Below are 23,398 nucleotides of genomic sequence, written 5' to 3'. Positions count from 1 at the left end.
CAAAAAGAGGGAGAACCTGGCGCCAGGTTCTCCCTCTTTTTGTCGATTACGTTGTCACACCGTTACGCTCCCGAAGCGTCTCGGCGATCGCTTGGCCATGGAAGCGGCCGTTCTCGATAAAGATCTTATTGGCGTCATTTCCGGCGGCGACGACACCGGCGATGAACAAGCCGTCGACGTTCGTCTCGAACGTCGTCTCGTCAAACGAGGGCACACCGGTCTCCTCATCGACTTGGACCCCGGCATCGGCGAACAGCCCATGGTCGGGCAGGTAGCCCGTCATGGCGAGGACGTGGTCGGTCTCGAGCCGATGTTCTTCACCATGCTGACGATAGACGACGTGATGCGGTTCGATTCGAACGATCTCCGCTTCGAGCTCGAGTCGCACCTTGTCATGACGGACGAGCGAGTCGAACGTCGGCAGGACCCACGGTTTGACAGACGGACTGTAGCCGTCCCCGCGATAGAGTACCGTGACGTGGGCACCGGCCTTCTCGAGCTCGATGGCCGCGTCGACCGCGGAGTTCTTTCCGCCGATGACCGTCACACGTTGTCGGTAAAACGGATGCGCTTCTTTGAAATAATGCGTGACGTGCGGCAACTCTTCACCTGGGACGTCCAACGTACGAGGACGGCCATAATACCCGGTGGCCAAGATGACATAATCGGCTCGGCGTTCTTTGACGCCGTCGCGATCATGGCGTGACCGAACGATGAACCCGTCCTCGGAACGCGCGACCGTTTCGACCGTCTCGAACGGTTGGACGTCGAGACCGGTCCGGCTGACGACTTCCCGATAGTAGACGAGCGCGTCTTGACGACGCGGTTTCAAATCTTTACAGATAAACGGGATATCCCCGATTTCGAGTAAGCTGGCAGAAGAGAAAAATGTTTGATGGGTCGGGTACCGATAGATGGCATCGACGATATTGCCGCGCTCGATGACCGTGCACGAGATGCCGATCCGTTCTAATTCGATTGCAGCCGACAGTCCGCATGGTCCGGCGCCGACGACGATAGCATGTTTATTCAATGAAATCACCTCATCCCTCATTGTATGGAAGGACGAAACGGTTGGCAAGCCGCCAACTCACTGTTGGAAGCTGAAGCTATGTTCCATGACCGCTTGGGACGAACCCGCCTCGAGCTCGACAAGGAGGCGAAGTCTCGCTTTTTGTGAGTTCAGACCGTTCGAGAAGATGATGCCCATCTCTTTCAGTTGCTGGCCGCCGCCGACGTAGCCGTACACGTCTTGCACGATTCCGTTGAAACAACGGCTGACGATGACGACCGGCATCCGTTCGACGAGCATCTCGAGCGCGGGGACGATTGACGGTGGGACATTCCCTTGCCCGAGTACTTCAAGGACGAGCCCGTCATAGCCGAGCGCGAGCACCGCCTCGAGCAGGTCCGGCTCCATCCCGGCGACGACTTTCAGCACCGCGACCCGTTTCGTGATCGATGGAATCATTTTCGGTTGTTTTGTCGTCGGCTGACTATAAATGAGGACGTGATCTTTCGTCACCATACCGACGTTGCCGAAGTGGACCGATTTGAACGTGTCGACCGAGGACGTGTGCGTCTTCGTGACGTTAAACGCGGAGTGGATTTCACCATTGAAGACGACGAGCACGCCTTTGCCGCGTGCCACATCACTTTGGGCGACCCGAAGCGCCGTGATGAGATTGAATTCGCCGTCCGAGCCGACCTCGTTTGACGAGCGCATCGCTCCGGTCAATACGATCGGTACCGGTGCACCAAGCGTGATTTGTAAGAAGTAGGCCGTCTCTTCGAGTGTGTCCGTCCCGTGAGTGATGACGACCCCATCGTACGTGTCTTGTGTCAATTGTTGATTGATGAACTGGGCGAGCTCGAGCATTTTCTCGGGCGTCATGTGCGGCGACGGGATGTTCGAGAAATGTTTCGTTGTGATATTCGCGATGTCCGTCGCTTTCGGTAACGTCGCGTCGATCGGATTGACTTCGCTCGGCATGACATGTCCCGACCCCGATTGAGACATGGCGATTGTGCCGCCGGTGTGGATCAGTAATAAATGGTTCATAAACAGACCTCCAACTTTTTTGTTCGTTTCTTCCAATTTCTAGGTGCGACCTACTTTTTCTTTCCTCTATTTCAGTGTATGCTTAACGTGAGAAAGGAGAGATGCATCATGATTGCAATCGCCTTGTCTGCGGTTGCGCCAGGGTTCGCCCTTCTTTCCTACTTCTATCTCCGGCATGAATTGGAAGCGGAACCGCTCGGCTATGTGATCCGTTCGTTCGTCGCCGGGGCCATTCTCGTCTTTCCGATCATGTTCGTGCAGTATGCGTTCGTGGAAGAAGGGGTGCTCGTGGGCCCGTTTTGGAAGGCGTTCGTGGCCACCGCGCTATTAGAAGAGTTTTTTAAGTGGTTCATGATTTATTATACAATATACATACATAAAGTCTTTGATGATTACTACGACGGGATTCTCTATGCGGTCGCCTGTTCACTCGGCTTTGCCACGTTAGAGAATTTTCTATATTTATGGGTGTACGACTCGATTGAAATCGCCATTTGGCGTGCTGTGTTGCCGGTGAGCGGGCATGCGCTCTTCGCTGTCGTGATGGGGTTTTGCCTCGGCCGGGCCAAACATTCCGCCCATGAGCGCTTCTGGCTGTTCACGGCCGTCATGGCGGCGACATTGTTGCATGGCATGTTCGACTATATCTTGCTCGTCGAACCGATGAACAAAGTGCCGGCTGTCGTCTACATCGTCGTTCTTTGGATGGTCGCGCTTTTGCTCGTGCGGACCGCCAATCGCTCCAACCATCGCCAGTACAAATAGAATAAAAGGGGAATCGTTTCATGTTAAAAGTAGGACAAGAGTTACGGGTAGAAGTCGAAGGGAGAAAAGAAGGAAAGACAAAAATCGCGGCTATCAACGACCAAGTCGTCTGGATCGAGTCCCCGAGTGAGACGGATACCTTAAAGACGTTTTTCTTGCACGAGGACGAATCGATGCGTGTCTATTTCTTCGTAGGAGAAGAGCAGCTCTATGCGTTTGATACGGTCGTGACGAGACGGGTGAGCGATGCGCAACTGACGCTTCGCTACGCCTTCGCGTTGCCGGATGAAAAGAAAATCAAGCGCGTGCAGCGCCGTGAATATTTACGTGTCCCTGAAATGATCAATGTGACCGTATCCGCCGAGGACGGCCAGGCGTTCCCGTCGTTTGAGACGACGTCGCTCGACGTGTCGGCCGGCGGTATGCGAATCGTGGCCAATCGAGCCCCGGTCGCGGTCGACGAGTCGATGATCGTCACGTTCCATATTAATGATGACCGGGGCGTGCCGCAGACGTTCCGCGTCAAGAGCCGCCTCGTCCGCATCCATGAACAGATGGCCAAACAAGAGTTGTCGCTTTGCTTTGAAGAGTTATCACACCGGGACCAGGAGACGATTTTACGTTATTGCTTCCGAGCCCAGCTCGAAGCGAGAAAACGGACCGGCTCCGTATTTTCTTCACGATAAAAAACTGGTATGATGTTCTCGGAACAAATGACCGAGAGGAGGCGGGTATCGGGATGAGCCGATACCCAATTTTTATGAATAAACCATTACAAATCGCATTAGATGGACCGGCTGGGGCCGGCAAGAGCACGATCGCGAAAACGCTCGCTAAAAAACTAGGATACGTCTATATCGATACGGGTGCGATTTATCGCGCCGTCACGTATCGCGCGCTTCAAGACGGCGTCGGTCTCGAAGACGGTCCGATGCTCGCTGAGATGATCGACAAGATGGATTTACGTCTCGTCCCGTCTGAGAACGGTCAACGCGTGTTCGATGGCACGGAAGAAGTGACCGATGTCATCCGGACGAGCGAAGTGACGAACAACGTCAGTTTCGTCGCGCGCCAGCCGGAAGTACGGGCTGCCCTTATGGATTTACAGCGTGACCTCGCGAGTAAAGGCGGAATCGTCATGGACGGCCGTGATATCGGCACGCACGTCTTACCAGGCGCCGACTTGAAAGTGTTCATGACGGCGACGGTCGAAGAACGGGCCCGCCGTCGCCACGAAGAGAACGTGGCGAAAGGGTTGCCGAGCGACCTCGGACAGTTACAGCTTGAGATTGCCCTCCGCGACAAGCGCGACTCGGAACGAGAGGTCGCTCCGCTTCGCCAAGCGGACGACGCGCACTACCTCGACACGACCGAGCTGTCGATCGACGGGGTCGTCGAGGCGATCGAGCAATTGATGAAGCAGGTGATTGAACGATGAGACCACTCAACAATGGGCCGTTCGGCATGTATCGTCTCGCGGTGGGCGTCGTCAATATCATTCGCCGGTTGAGTTTCCGCGTCGAATATATCGGACGGGAAAACGTCCCGCTCGACGGGTCGATGATCGTCTGTTCAAACCATCAATCGAACTGGGACCCGGTACTTCTCGCCGGGGCGATGCCGAAACAACGCCAGCTCCGCTTCTTTGCGAAAAAAGAGTTGTTTGAAGTCCCGGTATTGAAACATATCTTGAACCGCGCTGGTCAAATCCCTGTGTCACGCGGAGAAGGCGACCGCCAGGCACTCCGTGTCGTCTTGCAAAAGTTGAAGGAAGACGAGGTCATCTCGATCTTTCCGGAAGGGACACGCTCGAAAGACGGGACGCTCGGCAAAGCCCAGGCCGGAGTCGGGTTCTTTGCGCTCCGCTCGGACGCCTCGGTGCTTCCGGTAGCCATCATCGGCACATATAAGTTCCGTTCGAAGCTTAAAGTCGTGATCGGCAAGCCAGTCGACTTGAGCGGGCTAAAAGCGGAGAAGGCGAGTGCTCAAACCGCGGCCGATTTGATTATGGCGACGATCGGTGATTTGTACATGCAGCATTCACGGAACGTTCGTTAATTTCAGGTTTAATCTCGCGCCAGGAAAGGAACTAACCTGATAACACCTTGACAAATCTTTCGAATTATAAGAAGTTTATACTAGGTGTAAGCGCCTTAGGGCGTTCCTTTTTGTACTCATCGTGAGGGGGTAGTGTTGGAATGGTCGAAGAAATGAAAGATATGCCTGATTTTGAGATTAATCGAGGTCAAATTGTGACCGGTACTGTCGTCAAAATCGAGGACAAACAAGCGTTGATCGATATCGGTTATAAAACCGAGGCAATTTTACCAATCAGCGAAGTATCAAGCATGCATTTAGACGATTTAAACGAATCACTCCATGTTAACGACGAAATCCGTGTCAAAGTGAAAAAGGTCACGGACGAAGAGGTGGTCGTTTCGAAGAAAGACGTGGATGCCGAGGCAGCTTGGGATCAAATCGTCGAGAAATTCGAATCTGGCGAAGTGTTCGAAGTCATGGTAAAAGACAAGGTCAAAGGTGGACTTGTCGTTGACATCGGTATCCGTGGATTTATCCCGGCTTCGCTCGTAGAAAACCACTTTGTCGAAGACTTCTCATCCTACTTGAATAAACCGATTACGGTTAAAGTCGTCGAGATTGACCGCGAGAAAAATCGCGTCATCTTGTCGCATAAAGCGGTTGCTGAAGCTGAAATGAGCGCGAAGAAAGCGGAGACGCTCGAATCGCTCGAGGTCGGTCAAATCATCGAAGGGACGGTTCAACGTCTCACTGATTTCGGTGCATTCGTCGATATCGGCGGCGTCGACGGACTCGTCCACATTTCGGAAATGGCCCATAGCCGGGTAGAGAAACCGAGCGATGTTGTGACTGAAGGAGACAAAGTCAAAGTGAAAGTGCTTGGACTTGACCTCGACAACGAGAAAGTGAAGTTGTCGATCAAAGAGACGCAACCTGGACCGTGGGAATCGGTCGAAGGTAAAATTCAACCGGGCGACGTGATCGACGGGAAAGTCAAACGTCTCGTGACGTTCGGTGCTTTCGTCGAAGTCGCGCCGCAAGTCGAAGGTTTGCTGCACATCTCGCAGATTGCGAACCGACACATCGCGACGCCGTCTGAAGTGTTGTCAGAAGGCCAAGACGTGAAAGTGAAAGTGCTCGATGTCCATCTTGATGAGAAGAAAATCTCACTCTCGATGCGTGCGCTCGAGTCGAGTGATTCGACGCGTGAAGACGCGGACCAATCGCTGCTTGACGAGTATAGTGACCAAGGAGGGTTCTCTGTCTCTGAATTGACAGGAGAAGAGACCTCGGACGATTCTAAATAAGACGGTCGTTCAAGCGGGAGCCAGACTCCCGCTTCTTTTTGTATGGTCACGGAAATAGCGCTGTGATATGATAGTACAGTTGCAATTAGAAACGATCAGTTATTGAATGAAAGTTAGAGAGGTGTTTATATGGGAATTCCAGCAGTGGCCATCGTAGGCCGCCCGAATATTGGGAAATCCACGATTTTTAACCGGATTATCGGAGATCGCGTGTCGATCGTCGATGATAAACCGGGGGTAACACGCGACCGCATTTATGGGACGGGTGAGTGGTTGAACCGTAAGTTTCATTTAATCGATACAGGCGGGATCGAGGTCGGTGATGAGCCGCTTCTCGTTCAAATGCGCCACCAGGCCGAGCTTGCGATCGATGAGGCGGACGTTATCATTTTCATGGTGAACGGACGCGAAGGCATTACAGCGGCAGACGAAGAAGTGGCGAACTTGTTGTTCCGTTCGAACAAACCGATCGTCCTCGCCGTCAACAAAGTCGATAACTTCGAGATGCGCGAACTCATGTATGAGTTCTATTCGCTCGGATTCGGCGACCCGTTCCCGATTTCGGGGACACACGGACTCGGGCTTGGAGACTTGCTCGACAAAGTTCTCGATTTGGCGCCAGATAAAGATGACTATGAATACAATGAAGAAGTCATCCAGTTCTCGCTCATCGGACGTCCGAACGTTGGGAAATCGAGCTTGACGAATGCGATTCTCGGTGAAGAACGCGTCATCGTCTCGGATATCGCGGGGACGACTCGTGATGCGATCGATACACCGTTCACACGGGATGGACAAGAGTACGTCATCATCGATACGGCCGGTATGCGTAAACGCGGAAAAGTGTATGAATCAACCGAGCGTTATAGCGTCATGCGTGCCCAAAAGGCAATCGAACGTTCGAACGTAGTCCTCGTCGTCATCGACGGCGAAGAAGGCATCATCGAACAAGACAAACGCGTCGCCGGCCTCGCCCACGAAGCGGGGAAAGCCATCGTGCTCGTCGTCAACAAGTGGGATGCCGTCGACAAAGACGATAAGACGATGAAGAAGATGGAAGAGAAGATTCGTAAAGAGTTCTTGTTCCTCGACTACGCGCCGATCGTATTCTTGTCGGCTCTCACGTCGAAACGTCTTCAGACGTTGCTTCCGGTCATCAAGGAAGTGGCCGAGTCGCATCGTCGTCGGATCTCGACGAGCGTGTTGAACGACGTCATCGTCGACGCGGTCGCGATGAACCCGACACCGACGGACAAAGGACAGCGACTCAAGATCAACTACGCGACGCAAGTGGCCATCGAGCCGCCGACGTTCGTGTTGTTCGTCAACGACCCAGAGTTGCTTCACTTCTCGTACAAACGTTATCTAGACAACCAGATTCGTCGCGCATTTGACTTCACTGGTACACCGATTCATATCGTGGCGCGTCAGAAAAACTAGTAATGGGGGTGCCTTCTATGGCAAAAGTTGCTGTCATCGGCGCAGGGAGCTGGGGAACGGCGTTATCACTCGTCCTCGCTGACAACGGACACGACGTCCTGCTTTATGGACGTGAAGAAGAGCATGTGCATGAAATCAATACCGACCACACGAATTCGACGTATTTGAAAGATGCGCCGTTACCGACCTCGATTCGAGCGACGACGGACTTGGCAGAAGCGGTCGCCGGCCGCTCCATCGTGTTCCTCGTCGTCCCGAGCTCGGCGATTCGTCCGGTGTCTCGTGAGTTGAACGCACTTCTCACAGAGCCGGCCGTACTCGTCCACGCCGCTAAAGGGATCGAACCGAAGACGCACAAACGTCTGTCGGAGATCATCGCCGAAGAAATCGATCCGGCGAAACGCCGGGCCATCGGTGTTTTGACCGGCCCGACCCACGCGGAAGAAGTGGCGGTCCGTAAATTGACGACCATCACGATCGCCTGCGAGGATTTGGACGTGGCCGATGAGATTCAAGAGTTGCTCACGAACGATCAGTTCCGGGTGTATTTGAACTCGGACGTCATCGGAGCGGAGTATGGTGGTGCCCTTAAAAACATCATCGCGCTCGCTGCGGGGATGACGGACGGCCTCGGTTACGGCGATAATGCCAAAGCGGCCCTCATGACGCGCGGGATCGTCGAGATCGCGCGACTCGGGGTCAAACTCGGTGCCAACCCGGCCTCGTTCTCGGGATTGACCGGGATTGGTGATTTAATCGTCACGGCCACGTCTCAGCATAGCCGTAACTGGCGTGCCGGGAATGCGATCGGCCGCGGTGAAAAACTCGAGGACGTGCTCGGTCATATGGGCATGGTCGTCGAAGGTGTTCGTGCCTGTGAGGCGGCGCATACGCTCGCTCGGGAAGCCGGTGTCGAGATGCCGATCACGGAAGCCCTTTACAACGTATTGTTCGAAGGCAAGAGCCCGCATGATGAAGTACAAAAGTTAATGAGACGCCCGCAAAAGCATGAGATGGAAGAAGTATTCCATTTCGAAGGCGGCGAAGAGCAAAGGGACTGACGTTTTCGTTCAGTTCCTTTGTTTTTTTTGCTACACTTATGTACGGAGAAAGAATTAAAGAGAAAGTCGAGGGGATAGACGTGACACCGTCACTCATCAAGATGTGGATTTCATTTGCGGGGATTGGAGCGTTTGCCATCGCCGCGCTTATGGTGGCAATCAGCCATACGAAGCTATCGGGATGGTTCGCGGCGCTCGTCCGCGTCATCGCATTCGTCATATTTTTATTTGGAACGATCATCATGATTTATGTGGTCGCTTCAGGACCGACAGGAGGATAACACGTGAAACGGATTTTGTTGGTCGCTAGTCTTTTGGCGGCGACCGTGCTCAGTGGATGTATGTTCCCGGACTCGAACCGGGTCGATAACGTGCCGTATGAAGATCAATTGACATCGGTCCAGACGGCCGTTGATTCGTTCAAAGAGACGACCGGTGTCTTGCCAATCAAAACGAAACCGGCTGAAACGCCTCTCATGGAGCGTTACCCGATCGAATTCGCCCGTCTCGTGCCTGGTTATTTGGCCGATCCGCCGGCGAACAGTTTCGAAGGGGGCGGCTTGTTCTTATACGTCCTTGTCGACGCCGAGACCGAGCCTACGGTCAAGCTCATTGATTTGCGCGTGACCGAACGGTTGCAAACGTTACAGACGAACATTAACGCCTTTCGGGCCAAAGAAGGGAAATTTCCGTTTGACGGGTCGGTCGGTAAGAATCAATTCACGATCGACTATGACCTCATCTTCGTCTCAGAAGAACCGACGGTCCCGAGTCCATACACCGATACCGAGTTGCCGATCTATGTCGACGGGACCGGGCAATTATTTGTCGATTACCGGACCGACCTCGAAGCCGCCCTTGAGAACACGGATGTAGAGCCGAAAGTCGGGGAAGACATTCGGTATTTGCTCTATAATGACTCCCCGTTCGCCCCTGCTTATTCGCAAGGGTACACGATTAATGAACAAGGTGAGGTCGAGTTTTTAAACAACTGATCGTCGGAACGGGTCGAATATGGGCTTTTCACTTAAAAAATGTTGTCATATCAACGTTTGTACGATATGATTAATCCCGTAAACTCCCTGTGAGAGGAGGTGAATCGTGATGAACAAAACTGAATTGATCCAAGCAGTTGCGGAGAAAGCCAACGTTTCGAAAAAAGAAGCTACACAAGTTGTAGAAGCTACATTCGAATCTATCACTGAAGCACTCCAAAACGGTGATAAAATTCAATTGATCGGTTTTGGTACTTTTGAAGTTCGTGAACGTGCTGCCCGTAAAGGCCGTAACCCACGTACGAAAGAAGATATCGAAATCCCGGCGAGCAAAGTTCCTGCCTTCAAAGCAGGTAAAGCGCTCAAAGATGCGGTCAAATAATGTGCAATACATAAGTCGCCGAAAGGCGGCTTTTTTTGTGGTGGAAAGCGAGTTCACATGGCGTGAATGTGACAAAAATGTGCTATACTATGTCAGAATGACAACGAAGAGGACGAGGGGGGATAGCATGGAACAGATGACATACGAAACCGTTGTCACCGACCTTGCTCGTCAAATCGAAGAACGCATGACCCATCCGTATTTGACGAGACACGAGATTGTACCCGCAGTCGACATGCCTTTACTTCGTTGGATGGTCGAGATGATTGAAATCGAATCGAATCAACAACGTCAGCTCGTGCTTGCGACGTATTTTGCGCACCAAGCGCTCGAACTGCACGATCAAGTAAAGGATAGTCCGAACGGATCGCTCGAGCGGCAATTGAAAGTGCTCGCCGGCGATTATGCCTCGGCTCAATTTTATAAAATTCTGGCCCTGTTTCCTGCCGACTATAGCAATCGCTTCGGCCGGACGGTTCAGCTCGTCAACGGGGCGAAATGTACACTTGCGTTAGACGCAGACGTACCTGTCACGACGTGGATGGAAGCGAACTTCGGATTGATCAAAACGTTTTCTGAAGTGATCGGTCAGGCTTACTTGACCGCATACGGAAAAACGATCATCGAACGAAAGGCGGCGGAACTGCGCCAAGAACAACGAGAACAGCTATCGACGCTCCTGGCGCACGCTGTCGCTTAGAACGGAAAGGATGTTACGTATTGCAACCGAAAGAAAAAGAGCAAAAAGTATATGACGTGTTTCAATCAATCTCACCGAGCTACGATACGATGAACTCGATCATCAGCTTCCGTTTGCATAAATGGTGGCGCAAAGCGACAATGCGTCGCATGCAAGTGTTCCCAGGGGCTAAATGTCTCGACGTCTGTTGCGGGACGGCTGATTGGACGATTCAACTCGCCGAGGCGGCCGGGAATACCGGTGTCGTCAAAGGTCTCGATTTCTCCGAGAACATGCTCGCGGTCGGACAAGAGAAAGTGGAAGAATATCCGACGATCGAACTCATCCATGGTAACGCGATGGCATTGCCGTTCGGCGATCACTCGTTCGACTATGTGACGATCGGTTTTGGTCTTCGCAACGTTCCGGACTATATGACGGTGCTCCGTGAGATGCACCGGGTGTTGAAGCCGGGTGGTACGGTCGTCTGTCTCGAGACGAGCCAACCGACGGCACCACTCTTCAGCGAGCTATACCGATTTTACTTTGGATCGGTCATGCCGCTGTTCGGTAAAGTGTTTGCCGGCTCGTATGATCAATATAAGTGGCTCCAAGAATCGACCGATCAATTCCCGGACCGGTTGACACTAAAACGGATGTTTGAGACGGCAGGATTCGAACAAGTCGAAGTGAAGGCGTTCTCCGGCGGTGCGTGTGCCATGCACTTAGGAAAGAAGTGGTGACCGATGTCTTTGAAGCGACTTTATCGCCACATGAACCGAGAGATTGAACAGATTGACCGGTTCTTGTCGACGCGAGTCCAAACCGATCATCCGGTCATCGAAGCGGCTTCGAAACAACTGTTAGACGCGGGTGGGAAGCGGATTCGGCCGGCGTTCGTCCTGCTTAGCGCCGGATTCGGACAGACGAAAGACATCCGATTGACGAAAGTGGCGGCGAGTCTAGAATTGATTCATATGGCCTCGCTCGTTCATGACGACGTCATCGATGACGCCACATTGCGCCGCGGCAAACCGACCGTCATGGAACGTTACGATGAACGGGTCGCGATGTACACCGGTAATACGTTGTTCGGTGAAGCGATTCGGCTCGTCTCTGAGATCGATTCCCCAGACGTGATGCAAATCATGGCTGATACGATGGAACTGATCTGTGTCGGGGAAATCAATCAAATCCAAGATCAATATGACTGGGCCCAGTCTCCGAAACGATATCTCGACCGCATCGCCCGCAAGACGGCGCTGTTGATCGAGACGAGTTGTGCGGCTGGTGCCGTCGTCTCGGGAGCCTCTCCTGACGTTGTCAAACAGCTGCGGTTGTTCGGCTATGATATCGGGATGGCGTTTCAAATGACGGACGACTTGCTCGACTTCACCGCAAAAAGTTTCCAACTCGGAAAACCGGTCGGTGAAGATTTGAAACACGGTCATAAAACGCTACCGCTCTTCTATTCAGCGGAAAATCCGGAATTTTTCGATCGGTTGCAACAAGTCAGTCATTCGTCTGATTATGCTTTGACGCACACGCTCGTTCGTGAAGTGCAACGCAACGGGACGCTCGAGCGGAGCCAACGGACGATCGACCGTTATGTGAACCGGGCGATCCGACGTCTTGACGGGTTACCGGACGTGGCCGACAAACGCTCCCTCATCGAGATTGCCGAGTACATCGGGAAACGAAAATGGTAATCGGCACCTTGTAAACCCTTTCAATAATGGTGATGACCGTGTAAACTAATAACGTACATGGTACACATATCGATTTAGGGGGATTAGGGGAATGGAAAAAACATTTTTAATGGTGAAACCGGATGGCGTGAAACGTGGATTGATTGGGGAAATCATCTCGCGCTTCGAACAAAAAGGCTATACGTTGAATCGTCTTGAATTGTTGACACCATCAGTGGAAGTTGCACAATCGCATTATGCGGAACATAAGGAAAAGCCGTTCTTTGGAGAGCTAGTCGACTTTTTAACGTCTGGTCCTGTTGTGGCGATGGAATGGGAAGGCGAGAATATCGTCGCCGTCTCTCGGTTGATGATCGGGAAGACGAACCCGCTTGACGCACAACCTGGAACGATTCGTGGCGACTTGGCCTCGACGATGTCACAAAACGTCATCCATGGTTCAGATAGCGTGGAGAGCGCAGAGCGTGAATTGTCACTCTGGTTCGCCACTGAAGCATCACACGTTTGATGACGATAAAAGGGACGGGGGCCTCCTGTCCCTTTTTATATTGGGATTGAAGCGCTCTCACTCGTTTTGGCACGACATGATCTAGGAGAAGAGAAAGAATTGAGGTTGGAACTGGTGATAAATGATTATGCCATCTTCGTTAAAAAGTTTTATTTGAAGTCAGGGATCGACTTGAATTTATATAAAGAGGCTCAGATGAAGCGGCGGATGATCGCGCTTCGTGAGAAGAAAGGGTATGCCACGTTCATCGAGTATTTCAAAGCGATGGAAGCGGATCGAGGATTGTACGATGAATTTTTAGATCGCATGACGATCAACGTGAGCGAGTTTTATCGGAACCCCGTCCGCTGGCAGCAGCTTGAGACGGATATCTTACCCGAGCTCATCCGAAAAAGCCAAGGCAAATTGCGTGTCTGGAGCGCGGCCTGTTCGACCGGAGAAGAGCCGTACTCGTTAGCGATGCTATTATCGAAACATTTGTCACCCGCCCAGTTCACGATCACGGCGACGGACCTAGATGATGTGGTGATCGAAAAAGCGAAGCAAGGCAAGTACCATGAGCGGGCGCTCGTCGACTTGCCCCCTGATTTTCGGCAGCGTTATTTCACTCGCCGTGGGGACGACTATTACATCACAGAAGACATCAAGAAATTGGTGACGTTTAAAAAACATAACTTGTTGGCCGACGTGTACGAGCGGAATTTTGATTTGATCGTCTGTCGCAACGTCTTGATTTATTTCACCGAGGAAGCGAAAGAGAAAGTTTATAAATCATTCCACCGTTCGCTTCGCCCGGGCGGGATCCTTTTCGTCGGAGGCACGGAGCAAATCTTTCAACCGAAACGGTATGGCTACAAGATGAAACAAAGTTTCTTCTACGAAAAATTTGAAGAGTGAGGTGGCGCACATGCGTTATTTGACGGCAGGAGAATCGCACGGTCCCGGACTCTCGATCATCATCGAGGGCGTGCCGGCCGGGCTTGAAGTCGACGTGCAGGCAATCAATGACGAGCTTGCCAAACGGCAATCGGGTTATGGACGCGGCCGGCGCATGCAAATTGAATCAGACCGAATCGAAGTGAGGGCCGGTATTCGTCACGGGGTGACGACAGGGGCCCCTATTTCGTTTTGGATCGAGAACAAGGACCATACCCATTGGCGGAACGTCATGCAGGCCGAACCGGTCGACGCGGATGTTGAAATCAAGCGTCGCGTCGTCCGGCCACGGCCGGGTCATGCCGACCTCGTCGGCGGACTGAAGTATGACCATCGCGACCTGCGAGACGTGCTCGAACGCTCGAGCGCTCGAGAGACGGCGGCCCGTGTCGCTGTCGGGGCACTTAGCAAGCAACTGCTCGCTGCGGTCGGCATGTCGCTCGTCAGCTATGTCAAAGTGATCGGTGGGGTCGAGGCCGATGCCTCATACGAGTCGCTCGACACGTTGCACGCCGCGATTGAGGCGTCGCCGGTCCGGACGATGGATGAGGCGGCAGGTCAGGCGATGATGCATCGAATCGACGAGGCGAAAGCTGCCGGTGATTCGCTCGGCGGTGTCGTCTGTACGGAAGTGCATGGCGTCATCCCGGGGCTCGGGTCGTATGTCCAATACGACCGAAAACTCGACGCGGCCATCGCCCGCGCCGTCATGAGCGTCAACGCCATCAAAGGCGTCGCGTTCGGGGATGGGTTCGAGATGGCTTATCGACCAGGGTCGGAAGTCATGGACCCGATCGCCTATGGCCCGGATGGTTATACGCGGCTGAGCAACCATCTCGGTGGTTTCGAAGGCGGGATGACGACGGGCATGCCGATCGTCTGTACAGCTGTGATGAAACCGATTCCGACGCTTTACAAACCGCTCCAATCCGTCGATATCGACACGAAAGAACCGTTTCTCGCGCAAATCGAACGGAGTGACGCCTGCGCCGTCCCAGCCGCCTCGCTCGTCGTGGAGGCCGTCGTCGCGTTTGAGCTCGCCCGCGAGTTATGCGAGACGTTCGGACATGACACGGTCAACCGGATCCAGTCACGTGTCGCCGCATACCGAGAGGAGATTCGGACGTGGTGACGCTCCATGTGAACGCCTCGACCCCGTACGACGTCACAATTGAACGAGGGGACGCCTGGCTCGACCGCGTCCCTTACTTCTCGTGCTCCACCGTCTGGGTGGTCACAGATGAGACGGTCGACCGGTTGCACGGAAGTGCGTTCCGGGACCGGCTCGCGCATAAACATCGGAACGTCGTCTGGTCGGTCGTCCGCCCGGGTGACGGCTCGAAGTCGCTCGACACGATCGAACGGCTCGTCACGGACGGATTGACGGGCGGTTGTGACCGGGATACGCTCGTCGTGGCATTCGGAGGTGGCATGGTCGGGGATTTAGCCGGCTTTTTAGCGAGCGTCTATATGCGCGGTGTGCGTTACATACAAGTGCCGACGACGATTCTCGCGCATGACTCGGCCGTCGGCGGGAAAGTCGCGGTGAACCATCCGCTCGCGAAAAATGCGATCGGTGCCTTCTATCAACCGGCGGGCGTCCACTATAACGTGGACCGTCTCGAGACGTTGTCCGTTCGGGACGTCTTGAGCGGGCTCGGTGAATTGATTAAGCACGCCTATCTGTCACGTTACGTCCTCGGTCACTCGTTCGAGGCCGAGTTGTTCACGGCTTTGGCACAAGGACCGCTCGATTGGGAAACATGGCTCGCACGAGGGATCGAAGTGAAGCGATTAGTCGTCGAGGCCGATGAACGCGAACAAGGCGTGAGGGCGTGGCTGAATTTCGGTCATACGTTCGGCCATGCGTTGGAGTCGGCTGAGGCATACCGGTTGTCGCACGGGGAAGCGATTCTCTACGGGATGGTGTACGCCTTCCTCGTCTCGGGCGACGAGAAGCGGGCCGAAACCCTCGCTTCATTCATGAAGCGGGAAGGCATCACAACGGTCAACTGGCAATCGTTTGACACGTATCTCGCAGGCATGGGACACGATAAAAAGAATCGGGACGGCCAGATCCGCTTCGTCTTGCTCGGCGCTGAGGTGACCGTTGCGAGCGTCACGGCCGAGCGACTCGCTGGAGCGTTCCATCAAATGAAAGGGTGGTTTTGACATGGGATTGAATGGATTCATACGGGTACCGAGTGACAAGTCAATCACGCATCGCGCTCTTTTGTTCGGGGCCATGGCGACCGGGGAGACGACGATTTATGATCCACTCCTTGGGGAGGATTGCCGGTCGACGCTCGAGGCGATTCGGCGGTTAGGAGCGGACATCATCGAAGAGCCGGACCGCCTCCTCATCACGGGGGCGAAGACGCTCACATCGGCCGAACTCGATTGCGGGAACTCGGGCACGACGATGCGTCTTTTGGCAGGGCTTCTCGCCGGTTACGATGGGGAGTTCACGCTTACCGGAGACGCCTCGCTCTCAAAACGTCCGATGCGTCGGGTGACGGACCCGCTCCGACAAATGGGCGCGGACCTCGACGGGGAGTTCGCCCCGATCCGAATTCACGGCCGGACGCTGGCGGGCATCGATTACACGTTGCCTGTCGCGAGCGCGCAAGTGAAGTCAGCGGTCCTGCTTGCGGGACTTCGTGCGACCGGACCGACGATCGTGCGCGAGCCCGTCTTATCGCGGGACCATACGGAACGCATGCTGCCTTTGTTCAGTGGGCAATTGGACATCACGGCAGAGGACGGTGTCCGAACGATCCGGTTAGCTCCATCCGTGCTCAAAGGGACCACGGTGGCCGTTCCGGCCGATCCATCTTCGGCTGCCTTTTGGTGGGCCGGGGCGGCGCTCGTCTCGGGCAGTCGCGTCACGACGACCGACGTCTGTTTGAACGAGACACGAATCGGATTTTTACGCACGCTCGAACGGATGGGTGTGAAGACGGAAGTGACGAACGTTCGCATGCTCGGGGAAGAGTCAGTCGGCGACGTGACAGTGTCGACGAGTACACTTCACGGCATCCGTTTGGACGGGGACGCCATCCCGCACCAAATTGATGAATTGCCGTTGTTCGCTCTCGTCGCGTCGCAAGCGACGAGTCCGTCATCGGTCCGGGACGCGGGCGAACTCCGAGTGAAAGAGACGGACCGGATTCAGACGGTCGTGCACGAACTCTCGGCACTCGGGGTCGATGTGCGCGAAACCGAGGACGGATTTGACGTCTATCCGAGCCGGTTGCACGGGGGTCATGTCTCCTCGCACGGGGATCATCGCTTGGCGATGATGCTCCAAATCGCAGACTTATTGACGACGGACCGTGTGACGATTGAACACGTCGAGGCAGCTGATGTAAGTTACCCACGATTCCGTGACGATTTACAACGCCTCGGCCGTGAGATAGAATAACGTCAATACGAGTAGCCGGTAGGAGGAATTATAAACATGTTAGACGAAATAGAATTGAATCATATTATTGAGATGCTCGAGAAAGGTGAGACCGAGCATGCCCTCATGCATCTCGAGTCGCTCGAGAAGGAAGGGTCGGATGAAGACCGTCTGGCCATCGCTGACATCTACCTCGAACTCGGGCTCGCCGATCGGGCCGTGAACGTACTCGCGGCACTCTACGTCGACTACGCGGGCAATCCGCACGTCGCCTTGTCACTCGCCGAGGCCTACTTGGACAGCGACCGGGAAGAAGAGGCGATCGCCGTCCTCGAAAAGATTGATACGACAGACAAGGAAGCGCATATGCGCAGCCTCGTCTTGCTCGCTGATCTCTATCAATCCCAAGGGTTGGATGAGGTCGCGGTGAAGAAATTGATGGAGGCGCTTGAGGCGAATCCAGACGAACCGCTCCTCATCTATGGCCTAGCCGAATTGTATGCGTCGATCGGTTCATTCGAACAGGCGGTCCCGCTCTATGCCCGTCTGCCGCACTTGCGCTTGCCGGAAGAACTCGACTATCAGGCGGACTACGCCGAGGCGCTCACGATGATCGGCTCGTTCGAAGAGGCGCTCGATGAGTATGAGAAAGCAAACGATCGCAACTTGAATACCGTGTTCGGTCACGCGATGACCGCCCATCGCATCGGTCGCGATGAAATCGCCGTGAAGCAGTTCGAGTCACTCCGGGCGATGGACCCGGACTTCACGTCGCTCTACTTGCCCTATACGGAAGCGCTCGACGCGCTCGGCCGCTTCGAAGAGGCATTGGATGTGATCGATCAGGGAATCGACCGTGACGACTACAACGACGAGTTGCGGACGGTGAAGGCGAAGCTGTTCTTGAAGCAAGGGCGGACGGACGAGGCGGTCACGGAACTCCGGGAAGCGCTCGCGCTGAACCCGGAATCGCTCCAGGCGACCGAGCTCCTCTTATCAGTCTTATTCGAATCGGGTGACATGGAGGCCGTCCTCGAGACGATCGACACGCTCGAAGAGCATTCGACGTCCCCGCTCATGACCTGGTACAAAGCGAAGGCGGCCTATGAACTCGAGGACTACAATCAAGCCGTCACGTTATACGGGTCGATCGAGCAAGTTTATAAAGAGGACGTGTCATTTGCCATCGAATGGGCTACACTATTGATAGAAGAAGGACAGCGTGCCGAAGCGCAACGAGTGCTCGAGCAAACGCTTGCGCTCACCGTCGATGTCGACGACCGCCAAGTTCTGGAGGAGCGGCTCGAACGGTTGACGGACCACGATTAATCGATACAAAGGAGATGGGGTCATATGGTCGAGCGGAAAAAGATGTTCTTAAAGCGATTCCTCGCTCATCATACGCTTCGCAAACGAGAAGCCAAGTGGATTATCGACTACTGGCTCAGACATCCAGAAAAACTCGGGAACGTTCATTTCGTCACGAACGCCTCGGTCTCACCGCGTAGCCTGATCATGACGGCGTACGGTTTTGACGGGGAACCGTTCCGTTACCGCCGGGGTGACCTCATCACGGTCAATCCCGAGAAGGCGTATCACGACATCCGGCTCCATGACGGCGCCATCTACGTGGAGCTCAACTTCCAAGGGATGATGATCGACGAAATGTGGATCGACATCGTTGAATTGAACCCGTTCGAACCCGTGGCCGAACTTAAGGATGAAGTGACGACGTCCGCGCAAACGGTCATTCGGGCCTCGGTCGCCCAGTTCGAGGAAGAACGTCTGCTCGTCGAAATCGACAAGGCGCTCGACCGGCGTGACGAGAAATTGTTCCGCAATTTGACGAGTCAGCTGCATCAAGTGCGAGCCTCAAAATTATTTTAATAAAAACAAGCGCTTCCGTTATGGTCGGCGCTTGTTTTTTGGTATATTAATGACGTAGGAATACACAATAATTTCACATTTCGTTCATAAGTTTCGCATAGGGAACGTTTGTAGGTACGCTACAATGGACATGATGATGATGTATGTCTGGAGGAGAGGAGGAGGAAGATGAGGTTCGATGGCATAGACGCGATGAAATCGCTGACAGAACGCCAATACGTCGACACGCTCGTCGTCCCACTCGTCGAACTGGCGTTTGATGAGGACATGGTGCGAAAAGCCGAAGGGAACGAAGTCATTCAGGCGGTGGCACTTGAGACCGAACGGCAACTGTCGGGACGGACGATGCTCAGCCCGACACTTAGTTACGTCGACGTGGACGCTGGCCGGGCGACGGCAGAAGCGGTACTCACGAAGGCGGTGTCCTCTGGGTTTTCCCACGTGTTGTTCATCTCCTCGGATTTGCGTTTCAAAGCGTCTGAACTGCCGATTATGTTTGTTCCGCCGCTTGCTTTAAAAGGCATGTCCGGCGAGCAGTCGCACACGATGGTTCAAAATTTTGCGACGCAAGTCATTACCGAGCTTTCGAGCCGTTGGATGGCGACATGAAGCGGTTGACGTGGAGGTTTTATTGATATACTATTTTGTTGAGTGAGAAATTTTTGTGAAGAATGCATAAAGAATTATGGGGTTATGCACACGAATGAGGGGGGAACGAAATGGCTCAAAATGGGTCAAAAGTCACACGCCGTCAGTTCTTAACGTATACGTTGACTGGTGTAGGTGGCTTTATGGCGGCAACATTGATCAGTCCGATGGTCAACTTTGCGATCGATCCGGTCTTAAAAAAATCGGGAGCGGGCGATAAAGTAAAAGTCATCAGTCTCGACGACATCACGACTGAGCCGCAACGTGTCGACTTTAAGAAACAAACGCAAGATGCTTGGTATGAATTTGAAGAAACGCTTTCGGCGTGGGTATTTAAAGATGAGAGCGGCGAGATCATCGCCTTGTCTCCGATCTGTACGCACCTCGGCTGTCAAGTAGGATATGGTGGAGACCCGACTCGACCGACAGAGTTCTTCTGCCCGTGTCACTTCGGTCGCTATGAGAAAGATGGAACGAACATTCCTGGTACGCCTCCGACTGCACCACTTGCACGCTACGAAAAAGAAGAAAAAGACGGCTTCCTATACTTGGGCAGTCCAGTCGCACAGTTGTGAGAGGGGGAATAGTCGATGTTACAAAAAATTTATGATTGGGTCGATGAACGCGTCGACATCACGCCGTTATGGCGCGACATCGCTGACCATGAAGTTCCAGAACACGTCAACCCTGCCCATCACTTTTCAGCATTTGTTTATTGCTTCGGCGGTCTGACGTTCTTCACGATCGTGATTCAAATTCTGTCAGGGATGTTCTTGACGATGTACTACGTACCAGACATCATCAACGCGCACGCGTCGGTGTACTATTTACAAAACGAGATCGCACATGGACAAATCGTTCGTGGGATGCACCACTGGGGCGCATCGGTCGCCATCGTCATGTTGTTCTTACATACGCTCCGCGTATTCTTTACCGGATCGTATAAGAAACCGCGCGAACTCAACTGGGTCGTCGGTGTTCTCTTGTTCTTCGTCGTCTTGGCGCTCGGTCTTACAGGGTACTTGTTGCCGTGGGATATGAAAGCGTTGTTCGCGACGAAAGTTACGCTTCAAATTGCCGAGAGTGTCCCGGTCATTGGTGGCATTGCCAAGACGCTTCTCGCCGGTGGTGAGATCGTCGGCGCACGGACGCTCACGAACTTCTTCGCCATTCACGTCTTCTTCTTACCGGCGGCCTTGTTCGGACTCCTCGGAGCCCACTTCTTGATGATTCGTAAACAAGGGATTTCAGGACCGCTATAAGCCGATTCGAAGATATAAAGGGGGAGAAACGATATGCATCGCGGTAAAGGGATGAAATTTGTAACCGACTCTCGAGTAGGAATCTCGAATCGGAAACAAAATATTGCAAAAGACTATTCTGAATACCCAGGACGCACTGAGGCGTTCTGGCCGAACTTCTTGTTGAAAGAGTGGATGGTCGGTTCGGTCTTCTTGATCGGATTCATCGCCTTGACGATCGTCGAGGCACCACCGCTCCAAAACATCGCCGATCCAACGAACACGTCTTACATTCCGTTACCGGACTGGTATTTCTTGTTCTTGTATCAATTGCTCAAATACCAATTCGCAGCAGGGGACTGGATTCTTCTTGGGACGGTCATCTTGCCAGGGGTCGCTTTCACGGCGCTCTTGATCGCACCATGGCTCGACCAAGGACTCGAACGCCGTCCGGCGAAACGTCCGGTCGCCATCAGCTTCATGCTTCTCGGCGTCTTGTCGATTTTCTACTTGACGTGGGAATCGGTTCAAACGACACATTGGGATCAAGTGCATGAACAAGGAATCTTGGAAGTACCGGGCGAGGGCCCTGAAATCGATACGGCCGCACCAGGTTACGAGATTTACTCGGCGCAGTCATGTGTGAACTGTCACGGTCAGAACCTAGAAGGCGGGGCAGCAGCTCCTGCACTCGTCGGCACTCAGTACACGGCCGAAGAGATCGCGGATATCGCGGTCAACGGTGTCGGTACGATGCCGGCCGGCCAATGGGACGGTTCGGATGAGGACCTCCAAGCCATGTCTGAATTCATCGCTTCATACGGTGAAGGCGGAGAAAACAACCAATAAACGATTGGTTCAAGAAGTGTGACCCGTCAAACGGGCCACACTTCTTTTTACTTTCGTTTCGTTGCGCTACAATGAAGAAAAAAAGGATGGAATACTCGAATGATACATATGTTGCGCCCGATCCTGACACACCGGCTCGTGTTAGGACTACTCTTTCTCATCAATCTGCTCGGCACGATCTACGGGTACGTCTGGTATGAGCCCCAGCTTCGCGATACGCCGCTCATCTATTGGCCGTTCGTACCGGACAGCCCGACGGCCTCGCTCTTCTTCACGATTGTGCTCGGCCTATGGCTCGCCGGAAAGAAGTCGCCGCTCATGGAGACGCTCGCCTTCGTGACGCTCATCAAGTATGGGGTGTGGGCCGTCATCATGAACCTCTTGTTCTTGCGAGAACTCGGTCCGGACGCCGAGACGTTCACCGTGCTCATGGCCGTCATGCTGATGGTGTCGCACGGAGCGATGGCGTTCCAGGCGCTGTTGTATGCACCGTTCATGACATGGACGGTTCGTTCGTTCGTTTTGACGCTCGTCTGGGTCGTCCACAATGACGTCGTCGATTATGTGCTCGGCCAATGGCCGCGCTATCCGTCGCTCGCCGAGCATATCGCCTGGATCGGCTACGGTTCGTTCTGGTTGACGGGAATATGTTTTTTTATGGGATACCACCTCATCCTGCGCACTTCACTTGATAATAAGTTCATAAGAATGTAAAATCAGGGTATCAAATACACGCAGAGGTGATAGAGAACATGTCATTAGGTGGCTATATTTTCTATCTTGCACTGATTATGCTCATCCCATTATGGGCCCAGATGCGAGTGAAAAGTACGTACAAAAAATTTCTTCAACAACCGATTCAAAGCGGCGTCACCGGCGCCCAAGTCGCTGACTTCATCATGAAACAAAACGGCGTCAACAACGTCCGCATCGAGATGGTCGACGGACTAATGAGTGACCATTACGATCCGGTCAATAAAGTCGTCCGTCTCTCACGTGAAGTGTATCAAGGCTCGACAATCTCATCGGCTGCGATTGCGGCCCACGAGATCGGCCACGTCATTCAAGATGCGACCGACTATAAGATGATGCGTGTCCGTCACCGGCTCGTGCCGGTCGTGAACATCACGTCGAACTTGTCGTTCCCGCTTCTCTTAGGTGGTTTCTTGCTCGGCGCGATGGGCCTCGCCCAACTCGGTGTCGTCATGATGCTCGGGGCGGTCGTGTTCCAACTCGTCACACTCCCAGTCGAATTCGATGCCTCGAAACGGGCCATGGCTGAACTGACGAGCCACGGAATCGTCACGGCAACCGAAGAGTCGGGTGCGCGCAAAGTGCTCAACGCGGCAGCATGGACGTACGTGGCGGCAACGCTCGTCGCCGTCGCCGAATTGATCCGCTTGGCACTCATCGTCTTCATGCCACGTGATGAGTAGAATCAACGGTCCCGTCTCGCGACGGGACTTTTTTTATCATGTTTGGAAAG

28 protein-coding genes are annotated in these 23,398 nt (G+C 53.7%); 26 read left to right on the top strand and 2 right to left on the bottom strand.

The window, feature by feature from the left end; all coding sequences use genetic code 11:
* Positions 1 to 46: 46 nt before the first annotated feature.
* Together KNP60_RS04460 and KNP60_RS04455 are read right to left on the bottom strand one after the other, a co-directional pair.
* Positions 47 to 1,054 (bottom strand): YpdA family putative bacillithiol disulfide reductase, encoded by a 1,008-nt coding sequence (locus KNP60_RS04460; protein ID WP_034777307.1) that lies wholly within the window; start codon positions 1,052 to 1,054, stop codon positions 47 to 49.
* A 36-nt stretch (positions 1,055 to 1,090) separates the two neighbouring features.
* Positions 1,091 to 2,062, bottom strand: coding sequence for an asparaginase (locus KNP60_RS04455; protein WP_034777308.1), 972 nt, complete (start codon positions 2,060 to 2,062; stop codon positions 1,091 to 1,093).
* Between the two features lie 108 nt (positions 2,063 to 2,170).
* On the opposite strand from KNP60_RS04455, the gene prsW reads away from it, so the two are divergent.
* The 26 genes from prsW (at position 2,171) to KNP60_RS04325 (ending at position 23,348) form a co-directional block, all read left to right on the top strand.
* Positions 2,171 to 2,827 (top strand): glutamic-type intramembrane protease PrsW, encoded by a 657-nt coding sequence (gene prsW, locus KNP60_RS04450; protein ID WP_034777310.1) that lies wholly within the window; start codon positions 2,171 to 2,173, stop codon positions 2,825 to 2,827.
* A 20-nt stretch (positions 2,828 to 2,847) separates the two neighbouring features.
* Positions 2,848 to 3,513: a flagellar brake protein gene (locus KNP60_RS04445; RefSeq protein ID WP_034777311.1), complete on the top strand. Its 666-nt coding sequence runs from the start codon at positions 2,848 to 2,850 to the stop codon at positions 3,511 to 3,513.
* A 74-nt stretch (positions 3,514 to 3,587) separates the two neighbouring features.
* Positions 3,588 to 4,265, top strand: a complete 678-nt coding sequence (gene cmk / locus KNP60_RS04440; RefSeq protein WP_034777312.1) for a (d)CMP kinase — start codon at positions 3,588 to 3,590, stop codon at positions 4,263 to 4,265.
* Entirely contained in the window at positions 4,262 to 4,885 is a 624-nt protein-coding gene (locus tag KNP60_RS04435) for a lysophospholipid acyltransferase family protein (RefSeq protein ID WP_034777314.1), read from the top strand. Before cmk ends, KNP60_RS04435 begins: the two co-directional genes overlap by 4 nt.
* A gap of 140 nt (positions 4,886 to 5,025) precedes the next feature.
* Positions 5,026 to 6,174 carry a 30S ribosomal protein S1 gene (gene rpsA, locus KNP60_RS04430; protein ID WP_034777315.1) on the top strand — a complete coding sequence of 383 codons (1,149 nt, stop codon included), beginning with the start codon at positions 5,026 to 5,028 and terminating at the stop codon, positions 6,172 to 6,174.
* A 129-nt stretch (positions 6,175 to 6,303) separates the two neighbouring features.
* On the top strand, positions 6,304 to 7,614 hold the full coding sequence (gene der / locus KNP60_RS04425; RefSeq protein ID WP_034777316.1) for a ribosome biogenesis GTPase Der: 1,311 nt from the start codon (positions 6,304 to 6,306) through the stop codon (positions 7,612 to 7,614).
* Between the two features lie 17 nt (positions 7,615 to 7,631).
* The gene (locus KNP60_RS04420) at positions 7,632 to 8,675 is read left to right on the top strand and encodes an NAD(P)H-dependent glycerol-3-phosphate dehydrogenase (RefSeq protein ID WP_034777318.1); all 1,044 of its coding nucleotides are present in this window, start codon (positions 7,632 to 7,634) and stop codon (positions 8,673 to 8,675) included.
* Positions 8,676 to 8,755: 80 nt separating this feature from the next.
* The gene (locus KNP60_RS04415; protein ID WP_034777319.1) at positions 8,756 to 8,956 is read left to right on the top strand and encodes a DUF2768 family protein; all 201 of its coding nucleotides are present in this window, start codon (positions 8,756 to 8,758) and stop codon (positions 8,954 to 8,956) included.
* A 3-nt stretch (positions 8,957 to 8,959) separates the two neighbouring features.
* Complete coding sequence (locus tag KNP60_RS04410; protein WP_034777320.1) at positions 8,960 to 9,670, top strand: hypothetical protein; 711 nt, start codon at positions 8,960 to 8,962, stop codon at positions 9,668 to 9,670.
* Between the two features lie 109 nt (positions 9,671 to 9,779).
* Entirely contained in the window at positions 9,780 to 10,052 is a 273-nt protein-coding gene (locus KNP60_RS04405) for an HU family DNA-binding protein (protein ID WP_021067196.1), read from the top strand.
* 127 nt (positions 10,053 to 10,179) lie between these two features.
* Complete coding sequence (locus KNP60_RS04400) at positions 10,180 to 10,752, top strand: heptaprenyl diphosphate synthase component 1 (protein WP_034777321.1); 573 nt, start codon at positions 10,180 to 10,182, stop codon at positions 10,750 to 10,752.
* 20 nt (positions 10,753 to 10,772) lie between these two features.
* On the top strand, positions 10,773 to 11,474 hold the full coding sequence (locus tag KNP60_RS04395; RefSeq protein WP_034777322.1) for a demethylmenaquinone methyltransferase: 702 nt from the start codon (positions 10,773 to 10,775) through the stop codon (positions 11,472 to 11,474).
* Positions 11,475 to 11,477: 3 nt separating this feature from the next.
* Positions 11,478 to 12,440, top strand: coding sequence for a polyprenyl synthetase family protein (locus tag KNP60_RS04390; RefSeq protein WP_034777323.1), 963 nt, complete (start codon positions 11,478 to 11,480; stop codon positions 12,438 to 12,440).
* 91 nt (positions 12,441 to 12,531) lie between these two features.
* Entirely contained in the window at positions 12,532 to 12,948 is a 417-nt protein-coding gene (gene ndk, locus KNP60_RS04385; RefSeq protein ID WP_034777324.1) for a nucleoside-diphosphate kinase, read from the top strand.
* 117 nt (positions 12,949 to 13,065) lie between these two features.
* The gene (locus KNP60_RS04380; protein WP_034779832.1) at positions 13,066 to 13,845 is read left to right on the top strand and encodes a CheR family methyltransferase; all 780 of its coding nucleotides are present in this window, start codon (positions 13,066 to 13,068) and stop codon (positions 13,843 to 13,845) included.
* Between the two features lie 10 nt (positions 13,846 to 13,855).
* Positions 13,856 to 15,016 carry a chorismate synthase gene (aroC, locus tag KNP60_RS04375; protein WP_034777325.1) on the top strand — a complete coding sequence of 387 codons (1,161 nt, stop codon included), beginning with the start codon at positions 13,856 to 13,858 and terminating at the stop codon, positions 15,014 to 15,016.
* The gene (locus tag KNP60_RS04370; protein ID WP_034777327.1) at positions 15,010 to 16,056 is read left to right on the top strand and encodes a 3-dehydroquinate synthase; all 1,047 of its coding nucleotides are present in this window, start codon (positions 15,010 to 15,012) and stop codon (positions 16,054 to 16,056) included. The genes aroC and KNP60_RS04370 overlap by 7 nt, the downstream gene beginning before the upstream one ends.
* A gap of 1 nt (position 16,057) precedes the next feature.
* Entirely contained in the window at positions 16,058 to 17,308 is a 1,251-nt protein-coding gene (gene aroA / locus KNP60_RS04365) for a 3-phosphoshikimate 1-carboxyvinyltransferase (RefSeq protein WP_034777329.1), read from the top strand.
* 36 nt (positions 17,309 to 17,344) lie between these two features.
* Positions 17,345 to 18,616: a tetratricopeptide repeat protein gene (locus KNP60_RS04360; RefSeq protein ID WP_034777331.1), complete on the top strand. Its 1,272-nt coding sequence runs from the start codon at positions 17,345 to 17,347 to the stop codon at positions 18,614 to 18,616.
* A gap of 24 nt (positions 18,617 to 18,640) precedes the next feature.
* Entirely contained in the window at positions 18,641 to 19,174 is a 534-nt protein-coding gene (locus KNP60_RS04355) for a ReoY family proteolytic degradation factor (RefSeq protein WP_034777333.1), read from the top strand.
* Between the two features lie 168 nt (positions 19,175 to 19,342).
* Entirely contained in the window at positions 19,343 to 19,783 is a 441-nt protein-coding gene (locus KNP60_RS04350) for a DUF2487 family protein (RefSeq protein WP_034777334.1), read from the top strand.
* 110 nt (positions 19,784 to 19,893) lie between these two features.
* Positions 19,894 to 20,397 (top strand): QcrA and Rieske domain-containing protein, encoded by a 504-nt coding sequence (locus KNP60_RS04345; protein WP_021067208.1) that lies wholly within the window; start codon positions 19,894 to 19,896, stop codon positions 20,395 to 20,397.
* Positions 20,398 to 20,412: 15 nt separating this feature from the next.
* The gene (gene qcrB / locus KNP60_RS04340) at positions 20,413 to 21,084 is read left to right on the top strand and encodes a menaquinol-cytochrome c reductase cytochrome b subunit (protein ID WP_021067209.1); all 672 of its coding nucleotides are present in this window, start codon (positions 20,413 to 20,415) and stop codon (positions 21,082 to 21,084) included.
* A 33-nt stretch (positions 21,085 to 21,117) separates the two neighbouring features.
* On the top strand, positions 21,118 to 21,912 hold the full coding sequence (locus tag KNP60_RS04335) for a menaquinol-cytochrome c reductase cytochrome b/c subunit (protein WP_021067210.1): 795 nt from the start codon (positions 21,118 to 21,120) through the stop codon (positions 21,910 to 21,912).
* A 99-nt stretch (positions 21,913 to 22,011) separates the two neighbouring features.
* Entirely contained in the window at positions 22,012 to 22,626 is a 615-nt protein-coding gene (locus tag KNP60_RS04330) for a DUF1405 domain-containing protein (protein ID WP_034777335.1), read from the top strand.
* Between the two features lie 38 nt (positions 22,627 to 22,664).
* Positions 22,665 to 23,348 (top strand): zinc metallopeptidase, encoded by a 684-nt coding sequence (locus tag KNP60_RS04325; protein ID WP_034777336.1) that lies wholly within the window; start codon positions 22,665 to 22,667, stop codon positions 23,346 to 23,348.
* Positions 23,349 to 23,398: the final 50 nt, after the last annotated feature.

Source organism: Exiguobacterium sp. s5, from assembly GCF_018618075.1.
In the GTDB taxonomy this organism is placed as follows: domain Bacteria; phylum Bacillota; class Bacilli; order Exiguobacteriales; family Exiguobacteriaceae; genus Exiguobacterium; species Exiguobacterium mexicanum_A.
The sequence above is the reverse complement of the archived record's forward strand: the minus strand, read 5'-3'. Positions and strand labels throughout refer to the sequence as shown.